At 71.9% G+C, this 21743-nt stretch carries 21 protein-coding genes; 10 read left to right on the forward strand and 11 right to left on the reverse strand.

Features of this window, described 5'->3' with window-relative positions:
* Positions 1 to 38 precede the first annotated feature (38 nt).
* On the forward strand, positions 39 to 668 hold the full coding sequence (locus AC07F0_RS13630) for a 5-oxoprolinase subunit B family protein (RefSeq protein ID WP_478978151.1): 630 nt from the start codon (positions 39 to 41) through the stop codon (positions 666 to 668).
* Positions 665 to 1555, forward strand: coding sequence for a 5-oxoprolinase subunit C family protein (locus AC07F0_RS13635; protein ID WP_478978154.1), 891 nt, complete (start codon positions 665 to 667; stop codon positions 1553 to 1555). Before AC07F0_RS13630 ends, AC07F0_RS13635 begins: the two co-directional genes overlap by 4 nt.
* On the opposite strand, the gene AC07F0_RS13640 is transcribed toward AC07F0_RS13635, so the two are convergent.
* Positions 1515 to 1967 (reverse strand): GNAT family N-acetyltransferase, encoded by a 453-nt coding sequence (locus AC07F0_RS13640; protein ID WP_478978248.1) that lies wholly within the window; start codon positions 1965 to 1967, stop codon positions 1515 to 1517. The two genes, AC07F0_RS13635 and AC07F0_RS13640, sit on opposite strands and share 41 nt — an antisense overlap.
* 348 nt (positions 1968 to 2315) lie before the next feature.
* Here AC07F0_RS13640 and AC07F0_RS13645 point away from each other — a divergent pair, with 348 nt between their 5' ends.
* From AC07F0_RS13645 to AC07F0_RS13655, 3 genes are read left to right on the forward strand one after another with little or no spacing between them, the layout of a single operon-like run.
* Positions 2316 to 2531, forward strand: a complete 216-nt coding sequence (locus AC07F0_RS13645) for a hypothetical protein (RefSeq protein ID WP_086599578.1) — start codon at positions 2316 to 2318, stop codon at positions 2529 to 2531.
* Between the two features lie 26 nt (positions 2532 to 2557).
* Positions 2558 to 3304 carry a DNA repair protein RecO gene (gene recO / locus AC07F0_RS13650; RefSeq protein WP_086599579.1) on the forward strand — a complete coding sequence of 249 codons (747 nt, stop codon included), beginning with the start codon at positions 2558 to 2560 and terminating at the stop codon, positions 3302 to 3304.
* 34 nt (positions 3305 to 3338) lie between these two features.
* Positions 3339 to 4169, forward strand: a complete 831-nt coding sequence (locus AC07F0_RS13655) for an isoprenyl transferase (RefSeq protein ID WP_478978157.1) — start codon at positions 3339 to 3341, stop codon at positions 4167 to 4169.
* A 119-nt stretch (positions 4170 to 4288) separates the two neighbouring features.
* On the opposite strand, the gene AC07F0_RS13660 is transcribed toward AC07F0_RS13655, so the two are convergent.
* From AC07F0_RS13660 to AC07F0_RS13675, 4 genes are read right to left on the reverse strand one after another with little or no spacing between them, the layout of a single operon-like run.
* Positions 4289 to 4708 (reverse strand): Fur family transcriptional regulator, encoded by a 420-nt coding sequence (locus AC07F0_RS13660; protein WP_086848540.1) that lies wholly within the window; start codon positions 4706 to 4708, stop codon positions 4289 to 4291.
* Positions 4709 to 4766: 58 nt separating this feature from the next.
* The gene (locus AC07F0_RS13665; RefSeq protein ID WP_436729158.1) at positions 4767 to 5669 is read right to left on the reverse strand and encodes a metal ABC transporter permease; all 903 of its coding nucleotides are present in this window, start codon (positions 5667 to 5669) and stop codon (positions 4767 to 4769) included.
* Complete coding sequence (locus AC07F0_RS13670; protein WP_478978160.1) at positions 5669 to 6436, reverse strand: metal ABC transporter ATP-binding protein; 768 nt, start codon at positions 6434 to 6436, stop codon at positions 5669 to 5671. The genes AC07F0_RS13665 and AC07F0_RS13670 overlap by 1 nt, the downstream gene beginning before the upstream one ends.
* Before the next feature lie 20 nt (positions 6437 to 6456).
* Positions 6457 to 7431 (reverse strand): metal ABC transporter substrate-binding protein, encoded by a 975-nt coding sequence (locus AC07F0_RS13675; protein WP_478978163.1) that lies wholly within the window; start codon positions 7429 to 7431, stop codon positions 6457 to 6459.
* Between the two features lie 184 nt (positions 7432 to 7615).
* Between AC07F0_RS13675 and AC07F0_RS13680 the strand changes: the two genes are divergently transcribed.
* The 3 genes from AC07F0_RS13680 to AC07F0_RS13690 all read left to right on the forward strand — a co-directional run bounded on the left by AC07F0_RS13680 (position 7616) and on the right by AC07F0_RS13690 (position 10771).
* Complete coding sequence (locus tag AC07F0_RS13680; protein WP_399409031.1) at positions 7616 to 8998, forward strand: glycine--tRNA ligase; 1383 nt, start codon at positions 7616 to 7618, stop codon at positions 8996 to 8998.
* Between the two features lie 143 nt (positions 8999 to 9141).
* A complete protein-coding gene (locus AC07F0_RS13685) occupies positions 9142 to 10146 on the forward strand; it encodes an aldo/keto reductase (RefSeq protein ID WP_478978165.1) in 1005 nt (334 codons plus the stop codon).
* 25 nt (positions 10147 to 10171) lie between these two features.
* Complete coding sequence (locus tag AC07F0_RS13690) at positions 10172 to 10771, forward strand: TetR/AcrR family transcriptional regulator (protein WP_478978168.1); 600 nt, start codon at positions 10172 to 10174, stop codon at positions 10769 to 10771.
* Positions 10772 to 10783: 12 nt separating this feature from the next.
* Here AC07F0_RS13690 and AC07F0_RS13695 read toward each other — a convergent pair whose 3' ends face one another.
* Together AC07F0_RS13695 and AC07F0_RS13700 are read right to left on the reverse strand one after the other, a co-directional pair.
* Entirely contained in the window at positions 10784 to 10990 is a 207-nt protein-coding gene (locus AC07F0_RS13695; protein ID WP_037669683.1) for a hypothetical protein, read from the reverse strand.
* A gap of 116 nt (positions 10991 to 11106) precedes the next feature.
* The gene (locus AC07F0_RS13700; RefSeq protein ID WP_478978171.1) at positions 11107 to 12540 is read right to left on the reverse strand and encodes an MFS transporter; all 1434 of its coding nucleotides are present in this window, start codon (positions 12538 to 12540) and stop codon (positions 11107 to 11109) included.
* A gap of 101 nt (positions 12541 to 12641) precedes the next feature.
* On the opposite strand from AC07F0_RS13700, the gene AC07F0_RS13705 reads away from it, so the two are divergent.
* Positions 12642 to 13583, forward strand: a complete 942-nt coding sequence (locus tag AC07F0_RS13705) for an MmyB family transcriptional regulator (protein ID WP_478978174.1) — start codon at positions 12642 to 12644, stop codon at positions 13581 to 13583.
* Here the strand turns inward: AC07F0_RS13705 and AC07F0_RS13710 are convergent.
* Positions 13580 to 15031 (reverse strand): MFS transporter, encoded by a 1452-nt coding sequence (locus AC07F0_RS13710; protein WP_478978177.1) that lies wholly within the window; start codon positions 15029 to 15031, stop codon positions 13580 to 13582. The two genes, AC07F0_RS13705 and AC07F0_RS13710, sit on opposite strands and share 4 nt — an antisense overlap.
* A 78-nt stretch (positions 15032 to 15109) precedes the next feature.
* On the opposite strand from AC07F0_RS13710, the gene dusB reads away from it, so the two are divergent.
* Positions 15110 to 16243 (forward strand): tRNA dihydrouridine synthase DusB, encoded by a 1134-nt coding sequence (gene dusB, locus AC07F0_RS13715; protein WP_478978180.1) that lies wholly within the window; start codon positions 15110 to 15112, stop codon positions 16241 to 16243.
* Here dusB and AC07F0_RS13720 read toward each other — a convergent pair whose 3' ends face one another.
* The 3 genes from AC07F0_RS13720 to AC07F0_RS13730 all read right to left on the reverse strand — a co-directional run bounded on the left by AC07F0_RS13720 (position 16244) and on the right by AC07F0_RS13730 (position 21644).
* Positions 16244 to 18040 carry a sulfatase-like hydrolase/transferase gene (locus AC07F0_RS13720; protein ID WP_478978183.1) on the reverse strand — a complete coding sequence of 599 codons (1797 nt, stop codon included), beginning with the start codon at positions 18038 to 18040 and terminating at the stop codon, positions 16244 to 16246.
* A 257-nt stretch (positions 18041 to 18297) separates the two neighbouring features.
* Positions 18298 to 20235 (reverse strand): amylo-alpha-1,6-glucosidase, encoded by a 1938-nt coding sequence (locus AC07F0_RS13725; RefSeq protein ID WP_478978186.1) that lies wholly within the window; start codon positions 20233 to 20235, stop codon positions 18298 to 18300.
* Positions 20232 to 21644, reverse strand: a complete 1413-nt coding sequence (locus AC07F0_RS13730; protein WP_478978189.1) for an MGH1-like glycoside hydrolase domain-containing protein — start codon at positions 21642 to 21644, stop codon at positions 20232 to 20234. The genes AC07F0_RS13725 and AC07F0_RS13730 overlap by 4 nt, the downstream gene beginning before the upstream one ends.
* Positions 21645 to 21743: the final 99 nt, after the last annotated feature.

The following is a 21743-nucleotide window of genomic DNA, read 5'->3' on the forward strand; positions in this document are numbered from 1 at the left end:
TGATCGGTGATCCCCGGAGTCAGGCTGGAGGCGTTCGTATGAGACTGCTGCCGACCGGGCAGGACTCGCTGCTCATCGATCTGGACGGACCGGGCGAGGCGCAGGCCTGGCACGCCGAACTGCTGCGCCGCCGCGCCGGGGGCACCCTGCCGCCGGTGCGGGAGATCGTGCCGGGGGAGAGGACCGTGCTGTTGTACGGCGTGCACGATCTCCCCGGCCTGGAGGCGGAACTGCGCCGGTGGTACGCCCCTCCGCCCGTGGCGGACAGCGGCGAACTGGTGGAGATACCCGTCCGGTACGACGGTGCCGACCTCGGCGTGGTCGCCGAGCTGTGGGGCATGAGCGAGGACGACGTGGTACGTCTGCACAGCGGCACCGAACACCGGGTGGCGTTCTCCGGTTTCGCCCCCGGCTTCGCGTACATGACGGGACTGGGCGAGGCGTACGCCGTGTCGCGCCGGGCGGAGCCGCGCACCTCGGTTCCGGCCGGGTCGGTGGCCCTGGCCGGCCACTACACCGGCATCTACCCCAGGAGCTCGCCGGGCGGGTGGCAGCTGATCGGCAGTACCTCGGTGACACTGTGGGACCTCGACCGGCAGCCGGCGGCCCTGCTCGTGCCGGGCACCCGGGTGCGTTTCGTGCCTGCCTCCGAGGGGGTCGCCGCGTGAGCGACGGCAAGGTGGAAGTGGTGCGGGCCGGTGCGCTGACCACCGTCCAGGACCTGGGGCGGTTCGGCCACGCGGCTCTCGGTGTACCCCGTTCCGGTGCCCTGGACCAGCCGGCCCATCGGCTGGCGAACCGGCTGGTGGGCAACCCCGCCGACGCCGCCACCCTGGAGACCACCCTGACCGGCGTGGCGATACGCGCCACCCGGCCGGTGACCGTGGCCGTCACCGGGGCTCCCGCGCCGGTGCGCGTCGACGGCAGGCCGGCGGCCTGGGGCAGCCCCGTCCACCTGCCGGCCGGTTCGGTGCTCGACGTGGGCGCCGCCGGCTTCGGACTGCGCGGCTATCTCGCCCTGAGCGGAGGCATCGCCGTCCCGCCTGTCCTCGGCAGCCGCTCCACCGACCTGCTGTCCGGGCTGGGCCCCGCCCCCCTCAAGGACGGCGACGTCCTGCCCCTGGGCGAACCTGCCGGTGCGGGCCCGCCGCACCACCACCTGGCCCTGTGGGACGGGCCCCCGCGTGAACTGGTGCTGCCGGTGCTGCTCGGCCCGCGCGACGACTGGTTCACCGCCGCCGCCGTGCGCACCCTCGCGGCGGGCCGCTTCTGCGTGTCCCCCCGCAGCAACCGCATCGCGCTGCGGCTGGACGGACCCGCCCTGGAGCGGGCGGTGGACGGCGAACTCCCCAGCGAAGGCATGGTGCTCGGCGCGGTCCAAGTACCGCCCGACGGCAGGCCCGTGCTCTTCCTCGCCGACTCACCCACCACCGGCGGTTACCCGGTCATCGGCGTCGTCCCCGAGCACCGTCTGCCCGCCGCCGCCCAGGCCCGGCCGGGCCTGCCCGTGCGCTTCACTCCCCTGCGGGGCCGGCGCCCGGCGGCCGCAGCATGAAGACGTCGACCGGGTCCTGGGATTCGACCGTGAAGCCGTGGCGCTCGTAGAGACGCCGGGCCGGACTGCCCCGCAGGACGTTCAGGCGGACCAGGGCGCCGTCCGCGTCGGTCCGCGTGAGCAGGGTACGAAGGACCGCCGCTCCCAGGCCCCGGCCCTGGAGGGCCGGGGCGAGATAGAAGTGCTCCAGCCAGTGGCCGTTCTCGTCGGTCTCGGACGGGCGCAGGGCGACACTGCCCGCGAAGGAGCCATCGGCCTCGATCACCGAGGTGTGCCGGGCGGAGAAACCGTCGCGCAGGCGCTGTCTGACCCGGTGTTCGTCATAGCGGCCCAGGCGCTCCAGGTCCGGGCGCATCACCACCGCCCGCAGTTCCGCTATCGGCTCGACATCCGCCGGCCCGGCCGGGCGCATGGTCCACGTGTGTTCCATGGAGCGGGATCGTAGGCGCGAAGCAATCCGCATACCGCTTTTCGCCGATCTTCCCCCTCCCAAGTGTAGATGCGGAGAGTCACCGAGGGGATGCGAGGAGTGAAACTGCGAAAGGAGGGGGAGCACGGTGGAGGCACGACACTCGGCGCTCTGCGCCGAAGAAGCGGAGGATGCGGTGAAAGTATTGCGGGCAGAACTCGCCGAGGCCGGAATCGTCCTGACGTCACCGGGGCTTCACCCGGTGAATCTTGTGCGGGAAGTCCCCTGTCCGCTTGTGGAATTGGGCCGGTGTTCCGTTCGGACCGCCCGGCAACTCGCGGCGGTGTCGCGATGAAGCCACCGGTCGGCGCGTACGTCGTGGACACCCGCAGCGGCCGCATCGGCATCGTCATGGGGCATGAGGGGCCGTATGTGCAGTTGCGGCCGTACGGCGGCGGCAAGGAGTGGGACGCCGACCCCGGTGCCGTCCGGCACGCCACCCCGGCCGAGCGGCTGCGCGCGGCGACGGCGTACGCCAACGCCCGCAGCAGGGGCGAGGTCCCTTGACGCGATGACCCTGCGAGAATGACGCCATGAGTCTGTTCCGCGACGACGGCATCGTGCTGCGCACCCAGAAGCTGGGTGAGGCGGACCGGATCATCACGCTGCTCACCCGCGGTCACGGACGGGTACGGGCGGTGGCCAGGGGCGTGCGCCGGACGAAGTCGAAGTTCGGTGCGCGCCTCGAACCCTTCTCCCACGTCGACGTTCAGTTCTTCGCCAAGGGCAGCGAACTGGTCGGGCGCGGGCTGCCGCTGTGCACGCAGAGCGAGACCATCGCCCCGTACGGCGGCGGGATCGTCACCGACTACGCCCGGTACACCGCGGGCACGGCCATGCTGGAGACCGCCGAGCGGTTCACCGACCACGAGGGCGAGCCGGCCGTGCAGCAGTACCTGCTGCTCGTCGGCGCGCTGCGGACCCTCGCCCGCGGGGAGCACGCGCCGCATCTCGTGCTGGACGCGTTCCTGCTGCGGTCCCTCGCCGTCAACGGCTACGCCCCGAGCTTCACCGACTGCGCGAAGTGCGGCATGCCCGGGCCCAACCGGTTCTTCTCGGTCGCCTCGGGCGGTTCCGTCTGCGGGGACTGCCGGGTGCCCGGCAGCGTCGTACCCTCGCCGCAGGCCCTGGAGCTCCTCGGCGCGCTGCTTACGGGAGACTGGGAGACCGCGGACGCCTGCGAGGCGCGGTACGTCCGGGAGGGCAGCGGGCTGGTGTCCGCGTATCTGCACTGGCACATGGAGCGCGGGCTGCGCTCCCTGCGCTACGTCGAGAAGTAAGCGAAACAAGCGAGCACGAGGAGACGAGAAACACATGGCCGTACGCGGGATCCTGGGGCGGCAGCGCCGGGAGTACAGGACGCCGGAGCCCCACCCGTCCGGCGCGCGGCCGCCGAAGCTCGGAGAGCTCGTACCGCAGCATGTGGCGATCGTCATGGACGGCAACGGGCGCTGGGCGAAGGAGCGCGGCCTGCCGCGCACCGAGGGGCACAAGGTCGGTGCCGAGCGGGTGCTCGACGTGCTCCAGGGCGCCATCGAGATGGGCGTGGGCGCCATCTCCCTGTACGCCTTCTCCACCGAGAACTGGAAGCGGTCGCCGGACGAGGTGCGCTTCCTGATGAACTTCAACCGGGACTTCATCCGCAAGACCCGCGACCAGCTGGACGAGCTGGGCATTCGGGTGCGCTGGGTGGGCCGTATGCCCAAGCTGTGGCGCTCGGTCGCCAAGGAGCTCCAGATCGCCCAGGAGCAGACCAAGGACAACGACCGGCTCACGCTGTACTTCTGCATGAACTACGGGGGACGCGCCGAGATCGCCGACGCGGCGCAGGCGCTGGCGGCCGATGTGAAGGCCGGGAAGCTCGACCCGTCGAAGGTCAACGAGAAGACCTTCGCGAAGTACCTGTACTACCCGGACATGCCGGACGTGGACCTGTTCCTGCGTCCGAGCGGCGAGCAGCGCACCTCCAACTACCTGCTCTGGCAGAGCGCGTACGCCGAGATGGTCTTCCAGGACGTGCTGTGGCCGGACTTCGACCGCCGCGACCTGTGGCGGGCCTGCCTGGAGTTCGCCTCGCGGGACCGCCGCTTCGGCGGGGCCATCCCGAACGAGGAGCTGCTTGCCATGGAGGGCAAGCAGGAGTAGCAGCGCCTCACGGGCAAGGGCGGCGCAGTTCTCCTCAGGGGCGCGGGGAACTGCGCGACAAGCCACCACGCGCCCGCAGTCGGCAACGAAGCCTCACCCCCACGGCGAGGAACAGCGGCTCAGCCGCCGGAGGCAGCCGCGCAGTCCGCGCACGTGCCGAAGATCTCCACCGTGTGGGCCACGTTCACGAAGCCGTGCTCGGCGGCGATGGCCTCCGCCCACTTCTCCACGGCCGGGCCCTCGACCTCGACGGCCTTGCCGCAGCCGCGGCACACCAGGTGGTGGTGATGGTCGTCGGTGGAGCACCGGCGGTAGACGGACTCGCCGTCGGCGGTGCGCAGGACGTCGACCTCGCCGGCGTCGGCGAGGGACTGCAGTGTGCGGTAGACCGTGGTGAGCCCGACCGAGTCGCCCTTGTGCTTCAGCATGTCGTGCAGTTCCTGCGCGCTGCGGAACTCGTCGACCTCGTCCAGGGCCGCCGCCACGGCGGCACGCTGCCTGGTGGCGCGGCCCTTCACGGACGGTCCAGCGGTCGTCACCGTTGCCTCCTCACGTCTGCCTTGCCCGGGCCATTGTGCCAGCCCGGGGTGGGGGCGGTCAGACGCCGACTTCGTCGGTTGTCTTCCGGGTGCCCGGAATCGCGCACTCGGCAGGGTCGTGGGCGGGATCCGCGGCCGCCTGGGCACGGGCGCGGCGGCGGGCCAGCGGAGCCGCGAGCGCCGTCAGCACGACGAAGGCGCCGATGGTCAGCAGCACGATCGTCGCGCCGGGCGGGACGTCCTGGTAGTACGAGGTGACCGTGCCGCCGATCGTCACGCTGACGCCGATGGCCACGGCGATCGCGAAGGTCGCGGCGAAGCTGCGGCCGATCTGCTGGGCGGCCGCGACGGGCACCACCATCAGCGCGCTGACCAGGAGCAGGCCGACCACGCGCATCGCCACCGTCACCGTGACGGCCGCGGTGATCGCCGTCAGCAGGTTCAGGGCGCGCACCGGCAGGCCCGTCACCCGGGCGAACTCCTCGTCCTGGCTGACCGCGAAAAGCTGCCGGCGCAGGCCGAGGGTGACCAGGACGACGAAGGCGGCCAGGACGCAGATCGCCGTGACGTCCGACTCGGACACCGTCGACAGGGAGCCGAAGAGGTACGACGTCAGGTTGGCGTTGGAGCCCGTCGGCGCGAGGTTGATGAACATCACACCGCCGGCCATGCCGCCGTAGAACAGCATCGCGAGGGCGATGTCGCCGCGGGTCCTGCCGTACCAGCGGATCAGTTCCATGAGGACCGCCCCGATGACGGAGACGAGGGTCGCCATCCACACCGGGGACCAGGTCAGCAGGAAGCCGAGGCCGACGCCGGTCATCGCCACGTGACCGATGCCGTCGCCCATCAGGGCCTGGCGGCGCTGGACCAGGTAGATGCCCACCGCGGGGGCCGTGATGCCGACCAGGACGGCGGCGAGCAGCGCCCGCTGCATGAAGGCGTAGTCGAGGATCTCCATCAGCTCAGCAGTCCCGTGCGGATCGGTTCGTGGCCCGCGGGTGCGTGCGGGTGTACGTGGTCGTGGCCGGGCAGGGCGTGCTGCCCGACCGCCTTCGGGGGCGGTCCGTCGTGCACGACGCAGCCGTCGCGCAGGACGACCGCCCGGTCGATGAGGGGCTCCAGGGGGCCCAGTTCGTGCAGCACGAGCAGCACGGTCGTGCCCTGGGAGACCTGCTCGCGCAGCGTGTGCGCGAGGACCTCCTGGCTGGCCAGGTCGACGCCGGCCATCGGCTCGTCCATGATCAGCAGTTCCGGCTCGGAGGCGAGCGCGCGGGCGATCAGGACGCGCTGGTGCTGGCCGCCCGAGAGGGCGTCGACCGAGTCCTTGGCCCGGTCCGCCATCCCGACGAGCTCCAGGGCCGCGCGCACGGCCGCGTGGTCCGCCTTGCGCAGCACGCCGAAGCGGGCCCGGGACAGGCGGCCCGAGGAGACCACCTCGGTCACCGTGGCGGGCACGCCGCCGGCGGCCGTGGTGCGCTGCGGGACATAGCCCACGCGGTGCCAGTCGCGGAACCGCCTGCGGTCCCTGCCGAACAGCTCGATCTCGCCGGCGCCGGTCTGCACCTGGCCGATGATGCTGCGCACGGCCGTGGACTTGCCGGAGCCGTTCGCGCCGAGCAGCGCGACCACCTCGCCGTGGTGCACGGTGAGGTCGATGCCGCGCAGGACGGGGCGCGAGCCCAGGTCCGCGCGGACGCCGCGCAGGGATACGACGGGCTCGGTCATGCCGTCCTCCGATGGGTCGATCACTTCGCTCCCAGGGCCGCCTGAAGGGCCTTGAGGTTGGCTTCCATGACCTGGAAGTAGTCGTCACCGCGGGACTTGTCGGTGATGCCCTCGAGCGGGTCGAGGACGTCCGTCTTGAGCTTCGCGTCCTTGGCGAGGGTCTTCGCGGTCTTGTCGGAGACCAGTGTCTCGTAGAAGACGGTGGTGACGCCGTCGGCCTTGGCCTCCTGCTGGAGCTCCCTGACCCGGGCGGCGCTGGGCTCGCTCTCTGGGTCGAGGCCGGAGATGGCCTCCTGGGTGAGGCCGTAGCGCTCGGCGAGGTAGCCGAAGGCGGCGTGGTTGGTGAAGAAGACCTTGGTCTTGGTGTCCTTCAGGCCGGTCTCGAACGTGTCGTTGAGGCCGGTCAGCTTCTCGACCAGGGCCGCGGTGTTCTTCTTGTAGTCGGCGGCGTGGTCCGGGTCGGCCTTCTCGAAGGCCTTGCCGACGCCCTGGGCGACCTCGGCGTACTTCACCGGGTCCAGCCAGATGTGCGGGTCGCGGGCGTGCTCCTCCTCCTCGGCGTGACCCTTCTCCTCGGCGTGAGACTCCTCGCCCGCGTGGTCGTGCTCGGTGTTGCCGTGGTCCTCGAGGGTGGTCAGCGTGGCCGCGTCGATCTTCGTCTTGATGCCGGTCTGCGAGACCGCCTCGTCGACGGCGGGCTGGAGGCCCTTGAGGTAGAGCGCCGCGTCGGCCTCTTCGAGCTGTGCCCGCTGCTTGGTGCTGATCTCCAGGTCGTGCGGCTCCTGGCCGGGCTGGGTCAGGCTGGTGACGTTCGCGTGGTCGCCGCCGATCTGCTCGGCGAGGAACGCCATCGGGTAGAACGACGCGACGACGTCGAACTTGTCCGTGTTGCCCGTTGCCGCACTGTCGCTGGAGCAGGCGGAGAGAGCACCGAGGCCGAGAGCGGTGGCCGCGGTGACCGCGGTGGCGGATATGAGGCGTCGTCGTACGTTCATGACACTCATTTTCAACAAATATGGAAACCGTTGTCAACAAACGAGCCGAGCGGGTTCCGAGGAGGGGGCCTGGCGGTCGCGGGAGGGGGAGCGATTTGATTGAGGGGGCGCCCCCGCCGGTAACCTGAAGCATTCGCTGGAAGCAACTCGCTTCGTCGCCCGTCGTCGTAATGAAGAGAGCACCGTGGCCGCCGACAAGATCGACACCATCGTCAGCCTGAGCAAGCGCCGTGGCTTCGTATTCCCCTGTAGTGAGATCTACGGCGGTCAGCGCGCCGCTTGGGACTACGGCCCCCTGGGTGTCGAGCTCAAGGAGAACCTCAAGCGCCAGTGGTGGCGCTACATGGTGACGTCGCGCGAGGACGTCGTCGGTATCGACTCGTCCGTGATCCTGGCCCCCGAGGTCTGGGTCGCCTCCGGCCACGTCGCCACCTTCACGGACCCGCTGACCGAGTGCACCTCCTGCCACAAGCGGTTCCGCGCGGACCACCTGGAGGAGGCCTACGAGGCCAAGCACAACCGCCTGCCGGAGAACGGCCTGGCCGACGTCAACTGCCCGAACTGCGGCAACAAGGGCCAGTTCACCGAGCCCAAGCAGTTCTCGGGCCTGCTGTCCACCCACCTCGGCCCGACGCAGGACTCCGGCTCCATCGCCTACCTGCGCCCCGAGACCGCGCAGGGCATCTTCACCAACTTCTCCCAGGTGCAGACCACCTCGCGCCGCAAGCCGCCGTTCGGCATCGCCCAGATGGGCAAGTCCTTCCGCAACGAGATCACGCCCGGCAACTTCATCTTCCGCACCCGCGAGTTCGAGCAGATGGAGATGGAGTTCTTCGTCAAGCCGGGCGAGGACGAGAAGTGGCAGGAGTACTGGATGGAGCAGCGCTGGAACTGGTACACCGGTCTCGGCCTGCGCGAGGAGAACATGCGGTGGTACGAGCACCCGAAGGAGAAGCTCTCCCACTACTCCAAGCGCACCGCCGACATCGAGTACCGCTTCCAGTTCGGCGGCAGTGAGTGGGGTGAGCTCGAAGGCGTCGCCAACCGCACCGACTACGACCTCGGCGCCCACTCCAAGGCCTCCGGCCAGGACCTCACCTACTTCGACCAGGAGGCCGGCGAGCGCTGGACGCCGTACGTCATCGAGCCCGCGGCCGGCGTCGGCCGCGCGATGCTGGCGTTCCTCCTGGACGCCTACATCGAGGACGAGGCGCCCAACGCCAAGGGCAAGATGGAGAAGCGCACGGTGCTGCGCCTCGACCCGCGCCTGTCCCCGGTGAAGGTGGCGGTGCTGCCGCTGTCCCGGAACCCGGAGCTGTCCCCGAAGGCCAAGGGCCTCGCCCAGGCCCTGCGCCAGCACTGGAACATCGAGTTCGACGACGCGGGCGCGATCGGCCGCCGCTACCGCCGCCAGGACGAGATCGGCACGCCGTTCTGTGTGACCGTCGACTTCGACACCCTGGAGGACAACGCGGTCACCGTCCGCGAGCGGGACTCGATGAAGCAGGAGCGCGTCTCCCTCGACCAGATCGAGGGCTACCTGGCGGCCCGCCTGGTCGGCTGCTGACCGCTTTTCGTACACACACCGGTGCCGGGTTCCTCCGTGGAGGGGCCCGGCACCGGTGTGTCTGCGGCGGGGTTGCGAGGAGGGTGACAAGTATCGAATGACAGATATTGAAATCTGTCAGCTGTCATGGCAGGGTGGACGCCATGACGATGCGAACCCGAACCCTCGGAACCACCGGCCCCCAGGTCTCCGCCCTCGGTCTCGGCTGCATGGGCATGTCCGCGCTGTACGGCGAGGCGGACCGGGCCGAGTCCATCGCGACCATCCACGCGGCGCTCGAAGCGGGCGTCACCCTGCTGGACACCGGCGACTTCTACGGCATGGGCCACAACGAGATGCTGATCGGCGAGGCCCTGCGCGCGGCCCCCGCCGCCCGGCGTGAACAGGCCCTGGTCAGCGTGAAGTTCGGCGCCCTGCGCGACCCGGACGGCGGCTGGTCCGGCTACGACGGCCGGCCGGCCGCCGTGAAGAACTTCGCCGCGTACTCCCTCCAGCGGCTCGGCGTCGACCACATCGACGTCTACCGCATCGCCCGCCTCGACCCCGACGTGCCGATCGAGGAGACGGTCGGCGCGATCGCGGAACTGGTCGAGAAGGGGTACGTGCGGCACATCGGCCTCAGCGAGGTCGGCGCCGAGACGATCCGCCGGGCCGCCGCCACCGCCCCCGTCTCCGACCTCCAGATCGAGTACTCCCTCATCTCGCGCGGCATCGAGGACGAGATCCTCCCCACCACGCGCGAGCTGGGCATCGGCATCACGGCGTACGGCGTGCTCTCCCGGGGCCTGATCTCCGGCCACTTCACCGCCGACCGGCAGCTCGGCGCCGGCGACTTCCGGGCGATGTCCCCGCGCTTCCAGGGGGACAACCTCCGGCACAACCTGGACCTCGTCGAGGCGCTGCGGAAGATCGCCGAGCAGAAGGGCGTCAGCGTCGCGCAGATCGCCATCGCCTGGGTGCTCGCCCGCGGCGAGGACATCGTGCCCCTGGTCGGCGCCCGCCGCCGCGACCGGCTCACGGAGGCGCTGGGCGCGCTGGACGTCACGCTGGACGCGGCCGACCTGACCGCGATCGAAGAGGCCGTACCGCCCGGCGCCGCCGCCGGCGACCGCTACCCGGCGGCCCAGATGGCACACCTCGAGAGCTGAGCCGGCTCCGGGTACGGTCAGGGGCATGGCACCGACCAGCGAGATCCTGACCGCCGAGCGCATCCTCGAGGCGACCGAGGAGGTGCTGCGCCGCCACGGCCCGGCCAAGGCCACCGTCGTGGACGTGGCCCGCGCGCTCGGCGTCAGCCACGGCAGCGTCTACCGTCACTTCCGCACCAAGGCGGCGCTGCGCGAGGCCGTCACCAAGCGCTGGCTGGACCGCACGTCCGGGGAGCTGTCCGGGATCGTCGCCGCGGACCGCGATCCGGAGACCCGGCTGCGGGACTGGCTCGCCACCCTCTTCGCCGCGAAGCGCCGCAAGGCGGGCGGGGACCCGGAGCTGTTCGCCACCTACACGGTCCTCACGGACGAGAACGGCGCGGTCGTCGGTGAACACATCGCCGACCTGACGTCCCAGCTGACCCGCATCATCCAGGCCGGCGTCGAGACCGGCGACTTCGCCGCCACCGACCCGGAGGCCACGGCCCGCGCGGTCTTCCAGGCGACGGGGCGCTTCCACGACCCCTGCTACGCGCGGGCGTGGGAAGAGCCCGGGGCCGAGGCCGACTTCGCCTCGGTCGTCGACCTGCTGGTGCGAGGGCTGCGGCCGCAGGGGTCCTTCTGATGCATCGCCCGTTCACGCCGCCGTCGGGTCCACCGTCGCCTGGTGGGCCTCCGCCAGGTGCTCCTCGGCCTTCAGCCAGGGCAGGAACTGGGCGCCTCTGCGCCAGCCGCAGGTGTCGCATCTGATCGTGCGCTGTACGCCCGTGCGCCGCACCCGCACCACGTGCTCCCGGCCGTGCTGGTCCCAGCGGCTGACCTTGCTGGTGTCGCTCTGCGCCATGACGCCTCCCGCGTCCAGGAATCCGGCGGATCCGGTCTGCTCGCAGCAAGGAGTGTGCTGCAAGACCAACATCAACGGGGTTTTCCCGGACGCGAGTTATCAGGCCGTGAGATACCTCAAGCGACCGTGCGCGGCAGCCGGAGACTCAGCAGGCCGGTCAGCACCACACCGGCGAGCTGCACCAGCAGCGTAGTGACCAGGGCGTCCCGCATCCCCATCCCCGGGACCAGGGACAGGAACAGCGTGCCCAGGGTCGCCACCCCCAGTGCCAGCGCCGACTGCTGAGTGGTGATCATCACACCGCTGCCGACACCGGCGCGGGCGGCCGGCACCTCGGAGAGGATGACCCGGTAGATGACGGGGAGTTGCAGCGCCTGGCCCGCGCCGGCGACCGCCGCCCCCGGGAGCAGCTCGACGAAGCCGAGGTGCGGCCAGAACCGCCAGGCGGCCAGCGCCATCAGCGCCAGGCCCAGCCCCTGGAGCGCGGCGCCGGCCGTCACCACCCGCGTGCCGTACCGGGTGACCAGCCGCGGGCCCAGCAGCGAGAACACGAAGAACACCACCGCCAGCGGCGCGAGCGCCAGCCCCGCGGCGACCGGGTCGAGTCCGGCGCCCTGCTGCAACGCCACCGCGATCACGAACATGAAGCCGCTGAAGCCGATGGAGAAGGGCAGCACCAGCAGCAGCCCGCGGCGCAGGGAGGTGAGCGCGAACAGGCTCGGCGGGACCAGCGGCGTACGGCCCTCCCGGTCGGCCCGCCGCTCCACGACGTAGAAGGCCGCCGCCGCGAACGGGAACGCCACCAGCGACAGCCAGGTCCACAGCGGCCAGCCCGCCGCCCGGCCCTCGGTGAGCGGGACGAGCAGGGTGAGCAGCGAGGCCGCCAGCAGGACCGTGCCCGGGACGTCGACCGGCTCCGGGCGCGTGGAGCGGGTCTCGGGCACCGCGCGGGCGGCCAGGACCAGCCCGGCGAGGACGACCGGCACGTTGACGAGGAACACCGACCGCCAGCCGGTCCCGGCGATGTCGGCGGCCACCAGGACCCCGCCGAGGATCTGCCCGGCCACCATGGACAGCCCGGCGGTCGCGCCGTACAGCCCCATGGCCTTCGCCCGCCGGGGGCCGGACGTGGTCGCCTGGATGGTGGCCAGCACCTGCGGCAGCATCGCGGCGGCCGACGCGCCCTGGGCGACCCGGGCCGCGACCAGCGACCAGGCCCCGGGTGCCAGTCCGCACGCCAGCGAGGTCAGCCCGAAGGCCGCCATGCCGACGAGGAACAGCCGCCGCCGGCCGAACAGGTCACCGAGCCGGCCGCCGAGGACCAGCAGGACCGCGTACGACACCCCGTATCCGGCGACGACGAGTTCGAGGACCGACTCGCTCGCGGCGAGGTCGGCGCCGATGGTGGGCAGGGCGACGTTCACGATGAAGAAGTCGATGAGCGGGAGTGCCGCGGCCAGCAGCACCGTGAACAGTCCGAGCCCGCCGAGCACGGGAGCCGGGGCGGCGGGGGAGCGGACGGGACGTGAAGTGAGGGATTCCGTGGTCACGTCATCAGCCTGCGGCGGCGCCCAGGCTGGTACCAGAGTGTCCTTATCCTGGTAGCAGCAGCACCTGGAAACAGGGTCGGGGCGGCGGCAGGCTGAAGGGCATGACGACCATGGCGCAGGAGACAGCGGCCCAGCCGCCCGAGGCACCCGGTGACGCGGACGTCCGGCGGCACGAGCTGGCGGCGTTCCTGCGCAGCCGCCGGGAGCGGATCGCCCCCGAGCAGGTCGGACTGCCCCGGGGCCGCCGGCGCCGCACGCCGGGGCTGCGCCGCGAGGAGGTCGCCCAGCTCTCCGCCGTGGGCGTGACCTGGTACACGTGGCTGGAACAGGCCCGGGACATCCAGGTCTCCGTCCAGGTCCTCGACGCGCTGGCCCGCGCGCTGCTGCTCGACCCCAGCGAGCGCGCCCACCTCTTCCGGCTGGCCGGGGCCGCCGACCCGACACCGGCGACCACGTGCCCGTCGGTCACGCCGGCGATGCGGGCGGTGCTGGAGCAGGTCGAGCCGTTCCCGGCGTGCCTGCAGAACAGCCGGTACGACATCCTCGCCCACAACCGGACGTACGGGTTGCTGCTGTGCGACCTGGACGCGGTGCCGCCCGAGGACCGCAACTGCCTGGTCCTGTCCTACACGCACGCCGAGTGGCAGTCGTCGATCGTGCACCTGGAGGAGACGCAGCGGCTGATGGCCGCGCGCTTCCGGGCCGCGATGGCCGGCCATCTCGCCGAGCCCGCCTGGACGATGCTCCTGAAGCGACTGCGCACGGAGTCCCCCGCCTTCCGCACGGCCTGGGACCGCCACGAGGTGGTCGCCCACCGCACCAAGCGCAAGGAGTTCCTCAACCGCCACGTCGGCCGCATCACCGTCGACCACACGGACTTCTGGCTGACGCCGGGGACGGGCCCGCGGATCGTCACGTACGTCCCGGCGGACCAGGACTCGCGAGAGCGCCTGGAGAGGCTGCGAGCCATAGCGCTGAGCAGGGAAACCGACCTTGAGGGGCGCGGGGAACCGCGCGACCGGCCACACCTCACCCGCGGCTAGGCACGCTCCGCAGTCACCGCCACTTCCCGCACCTGGGCGGACTCCAGCCTTTCAGCCGTCCGCTCGGCGGTCCCCCGAGCCCAGCGCCCACTGCTCACCGCCCCCAGCACCAGCACCGCGAACCCGCACGCCGCGATGATCCACCAGCCTGGCTTCGCGGCCGGGACGAATGTCTCGCGGTACGTGGACGCGCCCACGCCGGAGGCGAGCACCGCGCCCACCACCGCCACACCCAGCGTCTGGCCGAGCTGGCGGCTCGTGGAGGCGACGGCCGCGGCGACGCCCGCCTGGGCGCGGGGCATGCCGGAGACCGCCGTGTTGGTGATCGGCGCGTTGACGAAGCCGAAGCCGATGCCGAACAGGACGTACCCCGCGAAGAGGGTGGTGTCGGAGGTCTCGGCCTCGAACGCGGCGAAGAGGATGCCGCTGACCGTCATCGCGCAGCCCGCGATCAGCAGCGGCACACGCGGGCCCCGGCTGCCGACCAGGCGGCCGGAGAGCGGAGCGCACAGGAACGTCGGGACCGCCATCGGCAGCATCCACAGGCCCGCCTCCAGTGCGTTCAGGCCGCGCACGTTCTGCAGGTACAGCGTGGACAGGAACAGGAAGCCGCCGAGCGCGGCGAACGCGCTGATCGCGATCACCGTCGCCCCGCTGAACGGCGCCGAGCGGAAGAAGCGCAGGTCGATCAGCGGCTGCGCGCGGCGTGGTTCGTACCACAGCAGGCCGATCAGCGCGGCCAGGGCGACGACGGCCGACGGGACGATCGAGGCGAACGGCGTGCTCGGCGCCTCGATGATCGCGTACGTGAGCGTGCCGAACAGCGCGATCACCAGGAGCTGCCCGACCGGGTCCGGGCGGCGGGCCTCAGGGGCCCGGGACTCGGGGACGAAGCGCAGGGTGAGGAGCAGTGCCACCAGGCCCACCGGCAGGTTGATCCAGAAGATCGAGCGCCAGCCGACCGACTCGACCAGGAGGCCTCCGACCAGCGGGCCGGCGGCCATCGAGATGCCGACGACCGCGCCCCACGCGCCGATCGCCCGGGCCCGCTCGCGCGGGTCGGTGAAGGTGTTGGTGATGATCGACATGGCGACCGGGTTCAGCATCGAGCCGCCTACGGCCTGCACCATCCGGAAGGCGACCAGCGCTTCGAGGTTCGGTGCGAGGGAGCACAGGACCGAGCCGAGGGTGAAGACCACCAGACCGGCCATGAAGACGCGCTTGCGGCCGATCCGGTCGGCCGTGGAGCCGGCGAGCATCAGCAGCGAGGCCAGGACCAGGGTGTAGGCGTCGATCGTCCACTGGAGGCCGGACGTGCTCGCGTGCAGGTCACGCTGCATGGTGGGGAGGGCCACGTTCAGGACCGTGTTGTCGAGGCTCACGATCAGCAGGCTCATACAGCAGATCGCGAGCACCAGCATCCGGCGGCGGTGACTGAGCTCGGGCATGCGGAACATCGTACGCCGATTTCGATAGTGTGCCTAACTAATGAATTTTGCCATCTCATTGCACGGCACAATGGAGGAATGTCCACGCCCCTCCAGATCGGTCCGCACGCCGTCCAGCCCCCCGTCGTCCTGGCCCCCATGGCCGGGATCACCAACGCGCCCTTCCGTACGCTGTGCCGGGAGTTCAGTGGTGGCAAGGGCCTGTTCGTCAGCGAGATGATCACCACCAGGGCGCTGGTCGAGCGCAACGAGAAGACGATGCAGCTCATTCACTTCGACGCGAGTGAGCGGCCCCGGTCCATCCAGCTGTACGGCGTGGACCCGGCGACCGTCGGCAAGGCCGTCCGCATGATCGCGGAGGAGGACCTCGCCGACCACATCGACCTCAACTTCGGCTGCCCGGTGCCCAAGGTGACCCGCAAGGGCGGCGGATCCGCGCTCCCGTACAAGCGGAACCTGCTGCGCGCCATCCTGCGCGAGGCCGTCAGCGGCGCCGGCGACCTGCCCGTGACGATGAAGATGCGCAAGGGCATCGACGACGACCACATCACCTTCCTCGACGCCGGCCGGATCGCCGTCGAGGAGGGCGTCACCGCCATCGCGCTGCACGGCCGTACCGCCGCCCAGCACTACGGCGGCACCGCCGACTGGGACGCCATCGCCCGGCTCAAGGAACACGTGCCGGAGATCCCCGTGCTCGGCAACGGCGACATCTGGTCGGCCGAGGACGCCCTGCGGATGGTGCGCGAGACCGGCTGCGACGGTGTGGTGGTCGGGCGCGGGTGCCTGGGGCGGCCCTGGCTGTTCTCCGACCTCGTGGCGGCCTTCGAGGGGCGCCCGGAGGACATCGCACGGCCCACCCTCCGGGAAGTCGCCGACGTCATGGTCCGGCACGCCACCCTGCTCGGCGAGTGGATCGGCGACGAGGCCCGCGGCGTGATCGACTTCCGCAAGCACGTCGCCTGGTATCTCAAGGGCTTCGCGGTCGGCTCCGAGATGCGCAAGCGGCTCGCGATCACCTCGTCGCTCGAAGAGCTGCGGGCCGGCCTCGACGAGCTGGACCTCGACCAGCCCTGGCCCGCCGGCGCCGACGGCCCCCGCGGCCGTACGTCCGGCAACAACCGGGTGGTGCTGCCGGACGGTTGGCTGAAGGACCCGTACGACTGCGCGGGCATCAGCGAGGACGCGGAGCTGGACACCTCCGGCGGCTGATCAGCCGCCCGAGGCGTGCGGTGTGGAGCCGAACGCCGTGAGGAATCGGTCGCGGAACGCGCTCATCTTCCAGACCGGCGCGTCGCGGTCCGGCTTGAGGCCTTCCGTCCAGTTCCAGCCGGCGACCTTGTCGAGGACCTTCGGGTCCTTCGCGACGATCGACACCGGCACGTCCCGGCTGGCACGGTTGCCGCTGACCCGGGCGATCGGCTGGTGGTCGCCGAGGAAGACCAGGACGGTGTCGTCGGTGCCGTAGCGCTCCAGCCACTGGGTGAGGCTGGTGAGCGAGTACTGGATGGACTTGCCGTACTCCTGCCGGGACTTGGTGGTGTCGGTGATGACGTCGGCGGGCTTCTTGCCGGCCTTCTGGATGGCGTCGAAGACCGAGCCGTCGCCCAGTTCGTCCCAGCCGACCATCCTCGGGACGGGCGCCCAGGGCTGGTGGCTGGAGGTCAGGATGACGAACGACATCAGCGGCTTGTCGCGCTTCTTCCCGTGCACCTGGCGCTGGAACGCCTGCAGCGCGTACTGGTCGGGCATCGTCGACCAGCTGAACTTCGGGCCCCGGTAGCCCAGGTCGAAGGCGTCGTAGAGCTTGTCGAGGCCGTACCACTTCTCCTCGGGCCAGCCCTTCTGCACGCCCGGCATCACACCGACCGTGTCCCAGGCGCCGGTCTTCTGGAACGCCTTGGTGAGGGTGAGGTGGTCGCCCGCGGTGACCGTGCGGTAGCGGCGCTGGTTGTCGATCCACAGGCCGGACATGGTCGTGGAGTGACCGAGCCAGCTGCTGCCGCCGTAGGTCGCCGAGGTCAGCCAGCCGCTGCGGGCGTGGAAACCGGCCTTCGCCAGGGCCTCGGTGCTCGTGTCGAGGGTGCGGTCGACGCCGGGTGCCATGACCGGGTCCTCGACGGCGCTGCGGCCGTAGCTCTCGATGAACGTGAAGATCACGTCCTTGCCGCGCAGGTCGGGCAGCAGCTGGCCGGGCGGGGTGTTGCCGAAGGTGTCCGCCTTCGACTGCCGCACGAACGCCGCCTCGTCCCGCAGTGACTCCACCGTCCGCTGCGCGTGTACCCGCAGGGCCCCGGCCCCGCGCTCGGAGGCGATCGGACCGCCGAACAGCGTCAGGCCGAGCGCGGAGCAGGTGACCCAGGCGGTGCCGGCGAGCAGGGCGCCCTTGGTCGCCCGGGGCCGGTGGCGGGCCAGCACGTCGGCGAGCCGGATCGTCGCCGCGACCATGACGGCCGCCACGAGCAGGACGAGCACGACCGCGCCGACGGCTGCGGCGGTCGCGACGCCCCCGCCCAGCGTGTCCTCGACGTAGGCCTGCGCGTCCGGCAGCAGGTCCCAGTCCAGCGCGGCGTTGAAGCCCCGGCCCAGGTACTCGTTGAACCCCATGTCGAGCAGGTTCACCGTGGTCAGCGCCGTGAGGCCGAGCCCGTACAGCACCGCCGCCACCAGCCGGGGCCGGCGCGGCAGCACCAGCACCACGACGGCCCCGACGACCGCCTCCGCCGGGATCCGCGCGAAGCGGTCCGGCTCAACGGCCGGGAGGGTGTTGGGCAGGAGCAGGGCCCCGAGGACCAGGACGGCCGCGACGGCGGTGGTGGTCAGACGGAGGGCACGGGCGGCCCGGGGGTGTCGGGTGCGCCAGGTGCGGAGGTGGGCGAGGCGGGATCTGGGCCCGCGGATCCCGACCTCCTCTGCGAGGGCCTCCGCCCTCTCGTCACGCTCCGTCTCGGCCTCGGCCCCTGGGATGCCCGGCTGCGGCGACCGGCTGAAGCGTGTGAAGACAGGCACCCGGAGGTCCTTCCCGTGCGGAACGCGGCGAGGTGGCGGACCCGCGTGGGGGGACGGGTCCGCCGCAGTTCCGTACGGGGCGCCCGGCCGCTGTGTTCAGCCCACCGGGCGGGCGCTCGGCAAACACCGGGCAAACGCCAGGGGTGTCCGCAGAGTCCCGCCTGCCCGCGACGCCGCCACGCCGCGGGGCGCGCCCTCCGGGCGGACGACGGGACTCTGCGGACACTCCCTGGCCAACCGGCCCACAGGGGGCCCTGTCAGATGCCGCCGACCGCCGTGAGCAGTGCCAATGGGGCCGATGCCGAGCGGGATTCGCGGACGCACGCATGCGGGTAGGGCACCGGCTCGGGATGGGTGTCGCGGCCGTAGCCCGCGAGGACCTCCGGCAGCCGGTGGCCGGTCACGCTCGCCGCGTCGACCAGGCCGCGGGCGATCGCGCGGGCCTCGTCGTGCAGCCCGTAGCGGGCCAGGCCCAGTGCGATCAGCGCGTTGTCGTGCGGCCAGACCGAGCCGCGGTGGTAGGAGAGCGGGTGGTAGGCGGGCTGGCCGGAGGCCAGGGTGCGCACGCCCCAGCCGGAGAAGAAGTCCGGCTCCAGCAGGCGCCGGCCGACCTGTTCGCCGTACTCCTTGTCCAGCAGGCCCGACCACAGCAGATGCCCGGCGTCGGAGGCGAGCGCGTCGACCTGCCGGCCCCGGCCGTCGAGCGCGAGCGCCGGGAAGGAGTGCTCCGGCATCCAGAAGTCCCGCTGGAAACGGTCGCGCAGGTCACCGGCCGCCTGCTCCAGCAGGTCCGCGTACGTCGCGTCCTGCCAGAGCGTGCGCGCGAGCCACGCCGTGCGGCGCAGCGCGTCGTACGCGTATCCCTGGGCGCCCGCGGCCGTCACCGGGCCGCACGGGCGGGTGCCCTCGGCGGAGCAGATGGAGCCGGGGGAGTCCTTCCAGTTCTGGTTGGCGAGGCCGCCCTGGTCGGCGCGGTAGACGAGATACCCGCGCGAGGTCAGGCCGCCGTGGTCGAGCATCCAGCCGACCGCCGCCCGGGCATGCGGCTCCAGACGGCGGGCCAGGCCCGTGTCGCCGGTCTGCTCGGTGTACGCCCCGAGCAGGACGAGGAACAAGGGTGTGGCGTCGACCGAACCGTAGTAGCGGGCGTAGGGGACCTGGCCGAAGTGCGCCAGTTCGCCGTGCCGCACCTCGTGCACGATCTTGCCTGGCTGGGCGACCTCGCTGACACCGGTGTCCGTGGCCTGGGTCGCGGCCAGCGCGGGCAGCGTGGCGGCGGCCAGCCGGGGCCGGTAGGGCAGGGCGAACAGCGAGGTCAGCAGGGCGTCCCGGCCGAGCAGGGTGAGGAACCAGGGCGCACCGGCGGCCGGCACGCGCAGCTCCTCGCCGTCCGGGCCCTTCGCCGGGACCTGGAGCGCGGCCAGGTCGGCGAGGCCCCGGGCGCAGGCCGCGGACAGCTCCGGCCAGCCGGCCGACAGGGCCACGCCCTCCGTGAACCGGCCCTCCTGGGCGAGGATTTGCTCCTTCAGGGCGGCGGGGGAGCGGGGCACGCGCAGGGCACGCTTGTCGCCGTGCGGGCGGGCCATGACCCGCAGGACCAGCTCGGCCGTGCCGTGCGGTTCGAGGTCCAGGGTCCACACCAGGCGGCGGGCGCCGGTGCCGGTCTCCTCCACGGCGTCCGGCTGGGGCTCGGCCGTCACGGTCGTGACGGAGCGCCACTCGCCGCGCCGGTAGCTGAACTCCACGCCGTGCCCGAGGACCTGGCGGGAGCGGACGGCGCCCGCCTTCGTGTAGGTGCGGTGGTCGGCGCGCAGTTCGAACTGGTCGGTGAAGTCGGCGTCGGCGGTGACCGCGAGGCGGACCGTCGTCGGGGCCGGACGGTTGCTGGTGACCCGAAGCGACTCGACGAACGAGGCGTCCCCGACGGCCTGTTCGCGGAAGAGCGTGTACGCGGGCGGCTCGTTGCGCCCGCCGCGGGGGACGAGGACGCAGCGCGCGGTGTCCCCCTCGGCCACGGGCGTCAGCGTCTCGGGCACGGCCCCGTCGACGGTGAGCTGCCACCGGCTCAGGTGCCGCGCGTCCCGTACGAACATTCCGTCCGGGGCGCTGCCGCCCCGGTAGCCGCTGATGTCGCCGCGGTCGCCGACGGCGGCGAACGTCCCGCCGTGCACGAGCAGATGATGCCGGTCCGTCATCCCCGGTCCCCTCCCTTGATCGCCGTGACGCCGTTCCTGTCCCCTGCGGGCCGGTCGTGCAGCAGGTCGAGCGTGAGCGCGGCGGTCCAGCCGAAGCCGGTGGCGCCGCAGGCCTGCGCGGTGTACGGGTCCACGTACTCCGCGAAGTCGGAGGCGCCCGCGGTGTGCAGGATCCCCTTGCGCAGGGCGTCGGCCCGGCCGCGCTCGCCGTGCAGCCGCAGCCCGCGCTCCAGCAGCCAGCTGGTGTTGAACCAGGCCGGGCCGCGCCAGTAGCGGTGCGGGTCGAAGGCCTCGCCGAGCAGGTCGTAGCTGGGCACCAGCCGGGTCGTGCCGCCGAGCCCGAAGTGCGGGCCGCACAGGGTGCGCACCAGGGTGGCCGCGAGGTCGCGCGGCAGGCTCGGCAGCAGCAGCGGGAGCAGCCCGGAGACACCGCGCTCGGGGATCAGCTCCCCGGCGCGCACGTCCCGGCACAGGAACATCCCCGCCGACGGCTCCCACAGCCGCTCCACCAGGGCGGTGGTGAGACGCTCGGCGCGGTCCTGCCGGGCCGAGGCCGCCGCGCCCAGCTCGCGGGCGATCCGGGCCAGGGCATACTCGGAGGTGATGAGCAGGGCGTTGAACGCCGGGTCCTCCACGGCGAAGTCTCCCGGTCCGTCGGCGTATCCGCGGTCCCGGTAGTCGACCGCCAGCCGTACGTACCGCCCGTAGTCCAGATCCGTCGGCCGGTCCTCGGGGGAGCCGTGGGCGAGGTCGGCGCGGCGGAAGGAGCGGGCAGGGGCCGGAGTGACCCGGGAGAGCGGGCGGTCCCAGCAGGGGCTGTTGTCCATACCCTGTTCCCAGGGGTGCACGACGGACACCAGTCCGCCTCCGCCCAGGTCGCGCCGGTGCAGCAGATACCGGTGCCAGGCCGCGAGCCGCGGATACATCCGGGCGAGGAAGCCGCGCGCCCGGGACAGGCCGGGGTCGGCGAGGTGCACCAGCCACGCGGCCAGCGCGTGGACCGGTGGCTGCACGATCCCCGAGGTCTGTACGGTGCGCGGGGCGCCCGCGGCGCGCCCCGCGGTCGAGGAGCGCCAGAAGTCGGGGCTCGGGAAGTACGCGTCGAGCGGGACGGAGGGGTTGAAGACGATGTGCGGGACCCGCCCGTCCGCCCACTGGGCCGCCAGCAGCGTCTCCAGCTCCGTCTGTGCCCGTAACGGCGACACGTGCCGCAGGCCGATCGCGATGAACGCCGAGTCCCAGGACCACTGGTGCGGATACAGGCCGCGCGAGGGCACCGTGGACGTGCCCGTCCAGCCGGCCTCCAGCACGGCGGCGGCCCTGACATGCAGGGGTGGCGCGGGGATGGACGGATCGTATGCAACGGTTCGTCCTGTGGGACGAGGGGCGCGTTGGGCGGTGCTGTCCACTCGGGGCTCTCCGGAAAGACGTCCGGCCGACAGGTTCGGCTGCGGCTACCGTGGGGTTACGTCTATTTAACACGCAAAACCCACTATGTAAGGCAAGGT

Source organism: Streptomyces sp. NPDC045955, assembly GCF_056430805.1.

What these genes read in the sequence shown, in the direction of transcription:
- AC07F0_RS13705 (WP_478978174.1), top strand. Translation starts at nt 12,642, where the DNA reads ATGACGACCATGGCGCAGGAGACAGCGGCCCAGCCGCCCGAGGCACCC.
- AC07F0_RS13630 (WP_478978151.1), top strand. Translation starts at nt 39, where the DNA reads ATGAGACTGCTGCCGACCGGGCAGGACTCGCTGCTCATCGATCTGGAC.
- AC07F0_RS13725 (WP_478978186.1), bottom strand. Translation starts at nt 20,235, where the DNA reads ATGACGGACCGGCATCATCTGCTCGTGCACGGCGGGACGTTCGCCGCC.
- recO (WP_086599579.1), top strand. Translation starts at nt 2,558, where the DNA reads ATGAGTCTGTTCCGCGACGACGGCATCGTGCTGCGCACCCAGAAGCTG.
- AC07F0_RS13655 (WP_478978157.1), top strand. Translation starts at nt 3,339, where the DNA reads ATGGCCGTACGCGGGATCCTGGGGCGGCAGCGCCGGGAGTACAGGACG.
- dusB (WP_478978180.1), top strand. Translation starts at nt 15,110, where the DNA reads ATGTCCACGCCCCTCCAGATCGGTCCGCACGCCGTCCAGCCCCCCGTC.
- AC07F0_RS13670 (WP_478978160.1), bottom strand. Translation starts at nt 6,436, where the DNA reads ATGACCGAGCCCGTCGTATCCCTGCGCGGCGTCCGCGCGGACCTGGGC.
- AC07F0_RS13685 (WP_478978165.1), top strand. Translation starts at nt 9,142, where the DNA reads ATGACGATGCGAACCCGAACCCTCGGAACCACCGGCCCCCAGGTCTCC.
- AC07F0_RS13675 (WP_478978163.1), bottom strand. Translation starts at nt 7,431, where the DNA reads ATGAACGTACGACGACGCCTCATATCCGCCACCGCGGTCACCGCGGCC.
- AC07F0_RS13710 (WP_478978177.1), bottom strand. Translation starts at nt 15,031, where the DNA reads ATGCCCGAGCTCAGTCACCGCCGCCGGATGCTGGTGCTCGCGATCTGC.
- AC07F0_RS13695 (WP_037669683.1), bottom strand. Translation starts at nt 10,990, where the DNA reads ATGGCGCAGAGCGACACCAGCAAGGTCAGCCGCTGGGACCAGCACGGC.
- AC07F0_RS13690 (WP_478978168.1), top strand. Translation starts at nt 10,172, where the DNA reads ATGGCACCGACCAGCGAGATCCTGACCGCCGAGCGCATCCTCGAGGCG.
- AC07F0_RS13665 (WP_436729158.1), bottom strand. Translation starts at nt 5,669, where the DNA reads ATGGAGATCCTCGACTACGCCTTCATGCAGCGGGCGCTGCTCGCCGCC.
- AC07F0_RS13640 (WP_478978248.1), bottom strand. Translation starts at nt 1,967, where the DNA reads ATGCGCCCGGCCGGGCCGGCGGATGTCGAGCCGATAGCGGAACTGCGG.
- AC07F0_RS13645 (WP_086599578.1), top strand. Translation starts at nt 2,316, where the DNA reads ATGAAGCCACCGGTCGGCGCGTACGTCGTGGACACCCGCAGCGGCCGC.